This window comes from Paenibacillus sp. JT22N1, assembly GCF_059692155.1.
This window is the reverse complement of the sequence record NZ_JCAUAW010000010.1, coordinates 142,115-154,952: the sequence shown is the minus strand read 5'-3', so window position 1 is coordinate 154,952 and position 12,838 is coordinate 142,115. Positions and strand designations below refer to the sequence as shown.

The window sequence follows — 12,838 nt, the reverse complement described above, 5'->3', positions numbered from 1 at the left end:
ATAAGTAAAAAAATAAAACTTAAGGAGGAAAGTAATGAATTTGGATCAAATGCCACTCGCTAGACAAATCGATTTGGTGTTTAGAAAGATCAAAGAAGAATTATCTCATGTGAATTCCGGTACTGTTTTTGTTCACATTCGCAACAATGAAATTGGTAAATTTGGCATTAAGCACCTTCCATTTGAGAGTAAAGACGGTGTATTGCCTGCAACCACGACCAAAGGTTTGACGGAGCAGCAGTATCAATCCTTTCGGCAGATGGCTATTGAATCCTTGAAACGGAAGAAAAGCTGGACCCATGGTGAAATTTTGTTCGATTTCACAATTAGGCAAAACCTGGTGTCTGCAAGTATAATGTTCGAAAGTAATTACAATATGGCTAATTTTGCAAGAACGATTTAGCACTTATACCTTTTATCGCAAACAACCCCGGTCACGTAGATGACCGGGGTTGTTCATTATTTATGGGGAAGAATGCGGCCCTTTCCGTAAGGGATACACATGGGTGTGCGGAAGATAGGGTCAGGCGCAACGCTGCATTTCATATCGAACACATCTAGTAGCAGTTGCTCGTTCACGATGTCTTCTGGTTTACCCTCTGCATACACAGAACTATCTTTAATGGCTACGATGTGATGGGCATATCGGCAGGCCAGATTGATGTCATGCAGCACCATCACGATCGTGCGTTGTTCGTTCTCATTCAGCTCGAAGAGTAAATCCAGCACCTCAATCTGATGGGTTAAGTCCAGATAGGTAGTGGGCTCATCGAGGAGCAGTGTAGGGGTGTCCTGAGCCAGTGTCATGGCGATCCAAGCTCTTTGGCGCTGCCCGCCAGATAAGGAATCCACACTGCGATCCGCGTAGGTAAGCATATTCGTAAGCTGGAGGGCATGCATCACTTTGCTCTCATCTTCCGACGACCACTGCTGCAGCCAACTTTGATAAGGGTAGCGTCCTTGCTTCACGAGCTGTCGTACAGTGAGCCCTTCGGGCGCGGAGGGTCCTTGTGGGAGGATAGCCATTTTCCGGGCTACCTCTTTTGTGGAGAGTTTGGCGATTTCCGTGCTATCCAGTAGGATTGCGCCTGATTTCGGCTTCAGCAGTCTAGCAAGGGAACGTAGAAGTGTTGATTTCCCACAGCCATTGCTGCCAATAAATACGGTAATTTTGCCTTTAGGTATTTGTAAATTCAAGCTGTGGAAGATCGTCGTCTCTCCATATGTTAACTGAAGCGATTGTGCTTCTAGTGCTTTTTCCAGGGTGGGCATAGGTCTATTCTCCTTTAAGTAAAACCGCTGTTGTTAACCGCGATTTCTACTGCGATATAGCACATAGATGAAGATAGGGGCGCCGATAGCTGCTGTGAAAACACCTGCCGGAATATCGAGCGGTTTGAATAAGAAGCGTCCTGCTAAATCAGCTAACAGCAAAAGCAGGGAACCTGTCAACGCTGACACAGGGATAAGCGCGCCGAAGCTTGGACCTACTAGCTTACGGGAAATGTGCGGAGCCATGAGACCAATGAAATTGATCGCACCACCGAAGGCGACTGCAGCCCCTGATAGTGCAACGCTAAGTATGATCAATAGGAAGCGCTGACGTTGGACGTTGCTTCCAACACTACGGGCGATATCTTCACCTAAAGACTGTATGGTAATGTGCCGCGCATACAAGAAGATGATGGGAATTAAGAGTGAGACCCATGGTAAGAGCGGGTAAACCGCTTTTTTCCAGGAAACTCCGTAAATACTGCCAGTCATAAAAGTCAAAGATTGATTAGCCAGAATAATCGGTCCGGAAAGCAGCATGAGATAGGAGAGTGCGCTCATCGCAGCTGTAAATCCCGTACCAATGAGGACAAGCCGCAGAGGCGTGATCCCATTTTTCCATGAGAGTGAATAGACCAGTAAGGTAGCGGCGAAAGCGCCAATAATAGCTGCAACTGGCAGCCAGTGAATACTGATTTTATCCGAGAAAAAAAAGAAAAATGAAACAGCTCCTAGCGTAGCTCCACCCGTTGTGCCAATCGTATCCGGTGAGGTTAGCGGATTTCGTACAATGCCTTGCAGAATGGCTCCAGCTACACCAAGCGATGAACCAATTAAGACAGCAACAATGACTCTAGGTAGACGCAAAGTCCTGACGATCATCGTGTTTGGATCAGTCCCGTAACCAAAGACAGCGCGAACGACTTCAGCAGGTTTGATATAAATGCTTCCTATTCCTGTACTCAGAATCATCACGATGGTGACGGCAAGGAGCAGGAAAAGAGAAACAATCAGAGATTTCTTACTGATTAGATAAGAGAAGCCTTTGTTTCGTATGGTGACATAACGATGGGAATCACTCATTTCAGAAGTCCCCCTTTACGAGCGATATAGATGAAAAAGGGTACTCCGAGAATGGCTGTCGCTACACCGACATGAACTTCCTTAGGCATAACAATGAAACGAGCTATAATGTCAGCTCCAACTAAAAGAATACCGCCTAGAACCGCACAATACGGAATGACCCAGCGATAATCGATTCCAACAAGAAAGCGAACGATATGTGGAATGATAATCCCTACGAAAACAATTGGACCCGCAACAGCGACAGAGCCTCCGGCAAGAATGACAATCATAACAGCGGCAATGAATTTCACGTATACAGTGCGTTGTCCAAGCCCTTTGGCTACATCATTCCCCATGGATAATATGTTGATGTGCGGAGATAAGAATATAGCGCCAATCCAAGCGATTAGGATATAAGGGTAAACGGATTGGAGCATGGCCATAGTCCGTCCTTCGACAGATCCGACAAGCCAGTATAAGACCTGATCAAACGCTTTACCGTTTCCTAGCAAAATGCCTTGGGTTAGCGAAGCGAAAAATGCCGTCATTGCTGAGCCCGCGAGTGTAATTTTCATAGGTGTTAAGCCATCGCGTCCTAAGGAACCCAGTCCATAGACAAGAGCAGAGCTGAATGCAGCACCGAGAAATGCAATCCATGTAAACTGTGTAAGGCTGGAAACATTAAAAAATCCAACGGATAACACAATGGCAAAGGCAGCGCCTGAATTAATGCCGAACATACTTGGAGAAGCCAGCGGATTCCGTGTAATAGCTTGCATAAGAGCGCCTGCAACAGCCAAGCTTCCTCCTACTAGTGCGGCAATTAAGGCTCTTGGGATGCGTACGGTTTGGATGATGATAGCCTCGTTTGTTGGTTTGGCTGCTTGCGCAAAGGAGGTCATAATTTGATCCCATGAATACGTATGTAGTCCGAACATGACGCTGCTGAGCATCATTGCAGCCAGCAAGCAGCAAGCTGCGAGCAATCCAATACTTTTATAGAAATGGTGGAGACGTTCTTTGCTTGAATAGCTTGAATGGTTCATGAATGAGTGCCTGCTTCCTTAAATGCTGCTTCATTTATTTTAATGAGTCTGACTAGCGAAGTCAACGAATATGATAATCATTATCAATATACATTGACAGGCAGGTGATACATTTAGTACTATGTGATAGATAATGATAATCGTTATCATCAATTGACTGCATGGAGGGAACTCATTTATATGTTTGGAAAAAGAAATCGTCAACAAGGAAGAGCTTGGGCTCTTATTGCACTTATGTTTGTTTTGTCCGTTGTTTTGACGGCTTGTGGAGATAAGCCAAGTTCACAGCCTACGGCATCTGCAGCACCTCAAGAATCAGCGAAGGCGGATAGTCCTCGAACCATTAAACATGCCATGGGAGAAACGGCTGTACCGGCGAATCCTAAGCGTGTTGTCATTTTGACCAATGAAGGAACGGAAGCACTTCTCGCGTTAGGCATTAAACCGGTTGGTGCGGTTGAGTCGTATTATGGAAACCCATGGTTTGATCATATTAAAGCTGATATGCAGGGTGTGACGACAGTCGGTGGTGAATCACAGCCGAATTTGGAGTTGATTGCATCGCTTAAACCCGATTTAATTATTGGCAATAAGATGCGTCATGAGAAAGTCTATGATCAATTAAAAGCCATTGCTCCAACGGTCTACTCGGAGACACTGCGCGGTGAGTGGAAAAGTAACTTCAGCTTATATGCCGATACGTTAAATAAGAAAGCCGAAGGCGATAAAATCATCGCAGCTTTTGATAAACGCATTGAGGATTTCAAAAGCAAAGCAGGCGATAAGCTAAAAGAAAAAGTGGCTGTCGTTCGTTTTATGGGTGGCAAAACCAGATACTATTACGGCAATATGTTCACAGGTGTTATTTTTAAACAAATCGGTATGGTTCGTTCGGATGCTAAGAGTGATGAGAAATCGTTCGAAGACATTACCAAGGAGCGTCTAACGGAGCTTGATGCTGCGGATAAAGTGTTTTATTTTACCTATGAGACCGGTGATGGCAAAGGGACTAAGCAAGAGCAGGAATGGATGAATGACCCGCTCTGGAAAAATCTTAAAGTGGTAAAAGAAAATAAGCTAATCAAAGTGAATGATGCGACTTGGAATACAGCCGGCGGTGTCAAAGCGGCTAACATTATGCTGGATGATTTGTATAACCTATATCAAGTGAAGCCTTAAACATAAGGGGCTGTCCTAAAAGTAGATAATACTTGAGGACAGTCCCTTAAGTAATATTAACAGAACGAAATGCATACTTTCATTGGATTTTTCCAATGGAATCTGCTCTCAGGCTTCGAAATTCGTGCTTCTATTGGAAATAATCAGGAATTGACTTTTAGGTCGCCAAATGGCTACTTCCACTGGATTAATTCCAATGGAAGTAGCAGGCAGACTGCAACAAGCACAAAGTGGGCATGGTGGTGGTCGTAAGAAGCTGAAGGCATGGGCGACAAAGCTTCAGTATTTCAAAATTGGTGTTAGCTGGGGCGGATTTGAAAGTCTAGTCAATGTAAATGTGTTGCGGAGCGGAAATACCGAGCGGCACATTGTCCGCCTTTACGTGGGCCTTGTGGATCCACAGGATCTGATTCGGGATATAGACGATGCGGCTGCGGCTATTTTACTATGAACATCATCCCCCGAGGGGATAAGCTCGGAAGAACCGTATGCGACAACTCGCATAACGGATCTGTAAGAGGCCTATGCACTTGTGCATGGGCCTTCTTTATATATTCGTTAGCATAAAAATAGAAGGGCTTTCTTGCAAGTAGGTTGCTACTTAAAAGAAAGCCCTTATTAAACGTAAGTATAGGGGAAACTGTTATCTGCTGAATTTACCGGCTGCGCCGCCAGCAAGTTGCTGCTCAGCAATTTGTACGAGACGACGAGTGATGTTACCACCGATTGCTCCTGTATCACGAGAAGCCATGTAGCCATAGTAGCCGTCTTGAGGAATTTGAATGCCCAATTCTTGAGCAACTTCATACTTCAATTGGTCTAGAGCTTGTGTAGCTTGTGGAACAACTAGTTGGTTGCTGCTACGAGATTGTCCTGATGCCATCTGATATCACCTCCAGTAATGGTAGTATAATCATTTTCAGGAATTATACTCTTAACCTAAACTGGAAATTTTCACCACAACAAAAAACCTTAAAAGCAGGAATGCACAGTCTTTGCTATAATGAAAAAACCGAATAAATGGGAGAGCGGAGGCAGGATTTATGTTTGATATATCCATAAAGGGTTGGTCCCTAGATAAGGATTTACAAATTATTCAGGCAGATGTCCTCATGTCGGTGGACGATAGTATCATTATTGAAGAGCCACTGTGTGTAGATGTGGGGCTTCCTGCGTTTTTGTATAGTGCCCTGCATGATACCGCGCCGAATCGTTTTGCGCCAGCGGATCAATGGGAGCGAATGCCGTTCTTTGTATGCGGCTGCGGAGATCCGGAATGCAGAGGTTTCTCGTTCGTTGTCCGTCATTTGGCGGATGAACAAGTGGAACTCGCATCCGTTGAGGAGCGCTCTAATGGAACGTACCGAGAGCTTGAAACGCATATGATCCACAGCTTGGAGTACAGCAAAAAGGTATTGGCGGTAGGGGAAACTTATCTTGCGTTTATTAAAGACTTGGACTATCGGCCATATTTCGGTGATACAGTGAAAGTTGTCGAAGATCTTGTACATCAAATACATCAACAATTACGGAGTGAATAAGATGGCAGCAGTGAAATATTATGTTGTTTGGGTGGGACATCAACCAGGGATCTACCGTACGTGGGCTGATTGTCAGGCTCAGACCAAAGGTTATCCGCAAGCTAGATTTAAATCGTATGAATCGGAGCTGGAAGCACGTCAGGCCCTAGAGAAGGGGTGGCAGAAGTCACTGAATTTCTCTGGGAATGGGGGGACAGCTGCGACTGCTAAGGGTAAGTCTGCTACCCCTGAGACGGCTCCTGAAGTCGACTATAACAGTATCTCTGTCGATGTTGGCTGTTCTGGGAATCCAGGAATTGTTGAATACAAAGGTGTGGACACGAAGACGGGTGAGATTATTTTCTATCAAGGCCCTATTTCCAAAGGGACGAATAATTTAGGTGAGTTTCTTGCTATCGTTCACGGGCTCGCTTATTTGCAGAAGCAAGGCAGTAATAAAACCATTTATACGGACTCAGTCACAGCTTTGAGCTGGATACGTAAAAAGGAAGTTTCCACAAATCTAGTTAGGGATGCTTCTACAGAAGAAATTTGGACATTAGTTGATCGGGCGTTAAAATGGCTCAAAACGAACACCTATAGCAATAAAATTATGAAGTGGGATACGCGGAAATGGGGAGAAATTAAGGCTGATTTCGGAAGGAAATAAAAAAAGTCGAAATATAAGAGAAAATATCTTCAAATGTATTGACGGGAAATCCTCCCAATGCTAATATACAGTAATTCCTATTAAATTACTCGGCATAATGAATCGATAGAGTTGATAGGAAATAGAGAAGAGCATTAGATCGGGAGGGTAACTCATGAAAAGAACGAAATTAGGCGGTTTATTCATCATCTTGGCTTTAGTAGGAAGCTTGCTTGCGGCCTGCGGACAAAAAGAGAGCAGCAGCGCAACGACAACACCTGAAGCAAGCGCGAAAGCGACTGACGCAGCTAAAGCAGCAGATTTAAGTGGAAAGAAAATTGCACTCGTGATGCAATTCAATACAGGTACATTCTCATCTCAGTATGTAGAAGGTGTGAAGGAACAAGTAGAAAAGCTTGGCGGTAAGGTAACGGTATTCGTTGCTGATACGGATCTGGCGAAAATGTCATCCAATCTGGATGCAGCGATTAATCAGAAATTCGATGGTATTCTCATCGATCACGGAACAGCTGAAGCGTTGGAAGCAGGCGTGAAGAAAGCACTAGAAAAGAAAATTCCAGTTGTAAGTTTCGATTCGATTCTTACTGTTCCAGGCGTTACGTCCTTAGAGCAAGGCGATCAGAAGATGGCTGAAGCTACGCTAGAGCAGCTTGCGAAGGATGCAGGCGGTAAAGGGAACATCGTGAAAGTATGGGTAGCCGGCTTTGCACCGATGGAACGCAGACAATTGGCCTACCAAGCTTTCCAAAAGAAATATCCAGACATTAAAGAAGTGGCTGCATTCGGTACAGCTAAAGATCCTGCGTTAGATACACAAACGCAAATGGAAGCGATTCTGAAGAAATACCCGAACAAAGGTGATATCACGGCGGTATGGACAGCTTGGGATGAGTTCGCAAAAGGCGCTTCCCGTGCGATTCAACAAGCAGGTCGTACAGAAATTAAAGTATATGGGATTGACCTCAGTGATGAAGACTTGCAATTGTTGCAAGATCCGAAAAGCCCATGGGTGGCATCTGCAGCGGTAGATCCGAAGGATATCGGTCGCGTGCAAGTGCGTTACTTGTATCAAAAGCTGCATGGTGATCAAACACCTGAGAAAGTGGTATTGGAGCCTGTTTATGTATCCAGAGACCAACTGCCGAAGGACAAGCAAGTAAATACAACACAGCTTAGCGAATACGTCAAAGGCTGGGGCGGAAGCCAACAAGGCTATACGGACTGGTTGAAAGCTGCTGAAAAAAAATAATGTAATCCAATGCGGTCCCATCGTCATTATGCGATGGGACTTTCAGATTGAGATGAGAGGTGAATGATAATGTCGGTAAACAATGGATCTTTGCTGCATATGAGAGGCATCACCAAATCGTTCCCCGGCGTGAAGGCGCTGCAGGAGGTTGATTTTGACCTACAAAACAGAGAAATTCATGCCTTGCTCGGGGCTAACGGTGCTGGAAAGAGTACCTTGATGAAGATTTTATCAGGCGCATATACCCATGATACGGGGCAAATTTCTATAAACGGCCAGTCTCTCAACATACAGACACCTAAGGAAGCAATGAACCAAGGCATCTATTGCGTCTATCAAGAAGTTGACACTGCCTTAGTAGCTGGGCTTACGGTAACCGAAAATGTCATGATGGATAAAATGGTTCAAGGCGGGGCCTGGGTCAGTTGGAGAAAGCTGCATCGGGAAGCCGAAACGATTCTAGCAAAGATCGGGGCTGCGTTCTCTGTTCGCAGCAAGGTGGACGAGCTGAGTATCTCACAGAAGCAGCTCGTTCTTATCGCTAGAGCGATGGCGCACAAGGCCAAGATCATCATCTTCGACGAGCCAACAGCACCGCTTAGTCTGGAGGAGTCAGAGCGGCTGTTCAAGATCATGGACAGCCTGAAACGTGAAGGGGTGGGGATTATCTTCATCTCCCACCGCTTGCAGGAAGTGTTCCGTGTCGCTGACCGGATCACGATCATGCGCGACGGCCGCCACGTGCTCACGCAGGCGGCCGTAGACATGGACATCGCCGGGGTCATTGAGGCGATGCTGGGCAAGACCTTCACCGAGGAGTTCCCCAAAGCCGATGTTCCTATCGGCGATACCCTCCTCGAGGTGAAAGGGCTGCGCCGCGGCACCAAGGTGCGTGGCGTTAGCTTTGCCCTCCGCCGAGGTGAAATCCTCGGCGTCGTGGGGTTGGTCGGCGCCGGCAAGACGGAGCTGAGCCGGCTGATCTTCGGCGCCGACGCCGCGGACGGCGGCGAGGTGTGGCTCGCTGGGCGCAAGCTCGCGCTGCGCCAGCCGGAGGATGCCGTGCGCGCCGGCATCGCGCTCGTGCCCGAGGAGCGCCGCAAGCAGGGCGTCCTCGTGGAGGAGACCGTGAAGCGCAATCTGTCGCTTCCGATATTGCGCAAGCTGAGCTCGCTCGGTTTCGTGCAGCGCGGTGCAGAGAGTGTGCACGCGGCGAAAATGGTGGAGCAGCTCGGCGTGCAGCCTAGCGATCCGAATCGCGTTGTGAAGCATCTAAGCGGCGGCAACCAACAGAAGGTGGCCGTAGGCAAATGGCTGCCGACGAATGCCGATGTCTATATGTTTGACGAGCCGACCAAAGGGGTCGATGTTGGCGCGAAAAGCGATATTTTCCGCTTAATAGGTCAATTGGCGTTGGAAGGCAAAGGCATTATTTATTTATCCTGCGAGCTGAATGAAATTATAGGAATTGCGGATCGCATTTTAGTAATGAGCTATGGTTCTGTAGTGAAGGAGCTCTCCCGCGCGGAAGCGACACAGGATCTCATTTTAACGTATGCGAGTGCGGGGGAGGCTGAATAGCATGAAGGAAAGAAGTTTGGATTTTACATTTAAATACGGTGCTTTGTTCATCATAGCGTTGGTGGTTATCTTCTTTTCGATCATCAATGAGAATTTTATGACTTATGACAATATCGCGGACATTTTAAGGTCGATATCGATTGTGATGTTTGTCGCTATTGGTGTCACGTTATCGCAGATTGTAGACGGCTTTGATTTATCCGTGGGGTCAACCGTTTCATTATCCACGGTGGCTGCGGCGGCTTTGATGGTTTGGTACCAACAGCCACTCATTCTGGTCATCATCGTTCCTCTTGTTATAGGAGCTATCATCGGTCTCATAAATTCATGGCTCATCGTAAAAATTCGCATTCCGGATTTACTTGCTACTTTAGCAGTAATGTACATCATCGGTGGCGTGCAAAAAACGTATACGAAAGGCTTTTCCATCTATAATAATATGAGATTCCAAGACGGCACGGTGGCCAAAGGGAAGTTTACGCCAGAGTTTCTCTGGATCGGAAAAGGCAAGCTTCTTGGCGTACCTGTGCCTGTTATTCTTATGATTGTGGCTGTTATTGCTGTGCATGTCTTTCTGACGTACACTCGCTGGGGGCGCCAACTCTACATTACGGGAGGCAATCGGGAGGCAGCACGTCTCTCTGGGATTTCTGTTAACAAAATCCGCTTAGCGGCCTATGTGCTGTCCGGTATTTTCGCAGCGTTCGGAGGTATTCTGTATGCTTCTCGTGTCGGTTCAGGACAGATTGATGCTGGTGCTCCGCTTCTGATGGAAGCTGTTGCCTCGGTGTTTGTCGGGTATTCCGTACTTGGAGCAGGGAAGCCTAATGTCATAGGGACATTCTTTGGTGCTGTATTGATTGGCGTATTGCTTAATGGACTTACGATGCTGAATGTACCTTATTTCGGATTTGATATTGTCAAAGGCGGGGTGCTGGTGCTGGCATTGGCCATTACTTTCGTCCATTTGAATCGACGCAAAGCCTAAAATGGAATGTTTGGTGTTACATTGACGCGTTATCACACTAAAGGCAGAAATTTTACGAGAAGTGTGGTATGATAGATTCATTATTTTCTTAAAAGAAATGAAATCTAGGAGGAATTGAGAATGGCTCATCCAAAACAGCGCAGCGATATGATTAAAAAAGGATTCGACCGCGCTCCGCATCGCAGTTTGCTGCGTGCAGCCGGCGTTAAAGAGGAAGATTTCGGCAAGCCGTTTATTGCGGTTTGTAACTCTTATATAGACATTATTCCTGGACATGTTCATTTGCAAGAATTCGGTAAACTCGTGAAGGAAGCGATCCGTGAAGCTGGCGGTGTTCCTTTCGAATTCAATACAATTGGTGTTGACGATGGTATTGCTATGGGGCATATTGGTATGCGTTATTCCTTGCCAAGCCGTGAGATTATTGCGGATTCCTTGGAAACAGTAGTTAATGCCCACTGGTTCGATGGCCTTATCTGTATTCCTAACTGTGATAAAATTACACCGGGTATGATCATGGGTGCTCTCCGCGTTAACATCCCTACGATGTTAGTAAGCGGCGGTCCGATGAAAGCCGGTAAAGATAAAAACGGAAAATCCATTTCATTATCCTCTGTCTTCGAAGGTGTGGGCGCTTTCCAAGCTGGTAATATTGATGCAGCTGATCTTGAAGAATTAGAGCAATACGGCTGTCCGACATGCGGATCTTGTTCCGGTATGTTTACAGCGAACTCCATGAACTGCTTGGCTGAGGGTCTTGGTCTGGCAATGCCTGGTAACGGTACAATTTTGGCTGTTGCGGAAGAGCGTAAGCAATTCGTGAAAGATTGTGCGAAACAATTGATGGTCCTGATTGAAAAAGACATCAAGCCTCGTGATATTGTTACGATCGAAGCAATCGATAATGCATTCGCTCTTGATATGGCGATGGGTGGTTCGACGAACACAGTTCTTCACACATTGGCTATCGCGGCAGAAGCGGGCATCGAGTACCCGATTTCACGCATTAACGAAGTAGCAGAACGTGTACCTCATTTAGCAAAAATCGCTCCAGCTTCCGATTATCACATTGAAGATGTGCATCTGGCTGGTGGTGTGAGTGCAATTATTAACGAGCTGCTTAAAAAGCCGGGTGCATTTGACGGTGACCGCATGACTGTAACTGCCAAAACGCTGCGTGAAAATGTGGCGGGCTGTGAAATTGTGAACCATGAGGTGCTTCGCCCAATTACGAACCCGCACAGCGAAAGAGGCGGACTAGCTGTGCTGTTCGGTAACCTTGCTCCTGAGGGTAGTATCGTTAAAGTCGGTGCCGTTGATAAATCCGTTGGCGGACGTCACGTTGGTCCAGCGATTTGCTTCAACTCGCAAGACGAAGCATTGTACGGTATTGCGAACGGTCATGTTAAAGAAGGCCATGTCGTTGTTATCCGCTACGAAGGACCGAAGGGTGGACCTGGTATGCCGGAAATGCTGGCTCCTACTTCCCAAATCGTAGGTATGGGTCTTGGCGCGAAGGTTGCGTTAATTACTGACGGACGTTTCTCAGGCGCATCCCGCGGTATCTCGATCGGTCATATCTCACCGGAAGCGGCTGAGGGCGGACCACTAGCTTTCGTACATGACGGTGACATCATTGATGTGGACATGGACGGCCGTAAAATCGAATTGCAAATCAGCGATGAAGAATTCGCGAAACGCCGCGAGAGCTGGACAGAGTTCCAACCGAAAATCCAAACCGGATATTTGGCACGTTATACGAAAATGGTGACAAATGCTAGTGCAGGCGCCATTCTGAAGTTTTAATTGTTTATATAAAAAAGGAGTCTCGCGATTGATGCGAGCTCCTTTTTTATATGTTTTGGGTTTAGGGTAGCAAAGCTACTCAGACACAGTGAGCTCTGCGAGCTCTCGCTGTAAGCGCGGTTTTCGCGCTTATTTGTTCGGGGATTTCTGAATAGGCGCGTTTTCTGCGTTTACTTGTTTGAGGTTTATGCTGTTGATTGATTAATTGGTTGAGCCTTAGTGTATGACCAATTCGTAATATACCAGATGTAAATTGTGCAGCTAAATTTGGGTTTGTTTGCCTTATTGAGTAGTGGAGATGCATTTCGTACATCAAATTTCTGTATTTTAGCTCAAAAAGGCTAGTATTGGCAGATTTTACAGCACTCTTTACATGATCTCGCCTGAAAACGTCGATTTGACAGGAATTAGCTGCACTTTTTACATCAACCCAAATCCTAATCCTATCGAGGGGCTTCAAAATCT

At 46.3% G+C, this 12,838-nt stretch carries 13 protein-coding genes; 9 read left to right on the top strand and 4 right to left on the bottom strand.

The annotated features are described in order from the left end of the window. Positions 1-34: 34 nt before the first annotated feature. Positions 35-403: an O-methyltransferase gene (locus tag AC58UU_RS19910; RefSeq protein ID WP_171640948.1), complete on the top strand. Its 369-nt coding sequence runs from the start codon at positions 35-37 to the stop codon at positions 401-403. A 56-nt stretch (positions 404-459) separates the two neighbouring features. Here the strand turns inward: AC58UU_RS19910 and AC58UU_RS19905 are convergent, their stop codons facing one another. The 3 genes from AC58UU_RS19905 to AC58UU_RS19895 are packed head-to-tail and all read right to left on the bottom strand — an operon-like array spanning position 460 to position 3,383. Then, positions 460-1,272, bottom strand: coding sequence for an ABC transporter ATP-binding protein (locus AC58UU_RS19905; protein ID WP_171640950.1), 813 nt, complete (start codon positions 1,270-1,272; stop codon positions 460-462). Positions 1,273-1,305: 33 nt separating this feature from the next. Then, positions 1,306-2,355, bottom strand: a complete 1,050-nt coding sequence (locus AC58UU_RS19900) for a FecCD family ABC transporter permease (RefSeq protein ID WP_497318466.1) — start codon at positions 2,353-2,355, stop codon at positions 1,306-1,308. Further along, complete coding sequence (locus AC58UU_RS19895; RefSeq protein ID WP_497318465.1) at positions 2,352-3,383, bottom strand: FecCD family ABC transporter permease; 1,032 nt, start codon at positions 3,381-3,383, stop codon at positions 2,352-2,354. Before AC58UU_RS19895 ends, AC58UU_RS19900 begins: the two co-directional genes overlap by 4 nt. Positions 3,384-3,563: 180 nt before the next feature. Here AC58UU_RS19895 and AC58UU_RS19890 point away from each other — a divergent pair, with 180 nt between their 5' ends. Both AC58UU_RS19890 and AC58UU_RS19885 read left to right on the top strand, forming a co-directional pair. After that, positions 3,564-4,562 (top strand): ABC transporter substrate-binding protein, encoded by a 999-nt coding sequence (locus AC58UU_RS19890; RefSeq protein ID WP_497318464.1) that lies wholly within the window; start codon positions 3,564-3,566, stop codon positions 4,560-4,562. A 169-nt stretch (positions 4,563-4,731) separates the two neighbouring features. Next, a complete protein-coding gene (locus AC58UU_RS19885; protein ID WP_497318463.1) occupies positions 4,732-5,013 on the top strand; it encodes a hypothetical protein in 282 nt (93 codons plus the stop codon). A gap of 192 nt (positions 5,014-5,205) precedes the next feature. On the opposite strand, the gene AC58UU_RS19880 is transcribed toward AC58UU_RS19885, so the two are convergent. Beyond that, positions 5,206-5,445, bottom strand: a complete 240-nt coding sequence (locus AC58UU_RS19880; protein WP_029194830.1) for an alpha/beta-type small acid-soluble spore protein — start codon at positions 5,443-5,445, stop codon at positions 5,206-5,208. 160 nt (positions 5,446-5,605) lie between these two features. Between AC58UU_RS19880 and AC58UU_RS19875 the strand changes: the two genes are divergently transcribed. The 6 genes from AC58UU_RS19875 (at position 5,606) to ilvD (ending at position 12,373) form a co-directional block, all read left to right on the top strand. Further along, positions 5,606-6,103 (top strand): hypothetical protein, encoded by a 498-nt coding sequence (locus AC58UU_RS19875; RefSeq protein ID WP_497318462.1) that lies wholly within the window; start codon positions 5,606-5,608, stop codon positions 6,101-6,103. A 1-nt stretch (position 6,104) separates the two neighbouring features. Beyond that, on the top strand, positions 6,105-6,752 hold the full coding sequence (rnhA, locus tag AC58UU_RS19870; protein WP_497318461.1) for a ribonuclease H: 648 nt from the start codon (positions 6,105-6,107) through the stop codon (positions 6,750-6,752). Between the two features lie 154 nt (positions 6,753-6,906). Next, positions 6,907-8,001 (top strand): sugar ABC transporter substrate-binding protein, encoded by a 1,095-nt coding sequence (locus AC58UU_RS19865; RefSeq protein ID WP_497318460.1) that lies wholly within the window; start codon positions 6,907-6,909, stop codon positions 7,999-8,001. A 69-nt stretch (positions 8,002-8,070) separates the two neighbouring features. Continuing rightward, a complete protein-coding gene (locus tag AC58UU_RS19860) occupies positions 8,071-9,579 on the top strand; it encodes a sugar ABC transporter ATP-binding protein (RefSeq protein WP_497318459.1) in 1,509 nt (502 codons plus the stop codon). 1 nt (position 9,580) lies between these two features. Then, the gene (locus tag AC58UU_RS19855; protein WP_497318458.1) at positions 9,581-10,567 is read left to right on the top strand and encodes an ABC transporter permease; all 987 of its coding nucleotides are present in this window, start codon (positions 9,581-9,583) and stop codon (positions 10,565-10,567) included. A gap of 120 nt (positions 10,568-10,687) precedes the next feature. Then, positions 10,688-12,373, top strand: a complete 1,686-nt coding sequence (gene ilvD / locus AC58UU_RS19850; protein WP_171640974.1) for a dihydroxy-acid dehydratase — start codon at positions 10,688-10,690, stop codon at positions 12,371-12,373. The last annotated feature ends 465 nt before the right edge of the window (positions 12,374-12,838 follow it).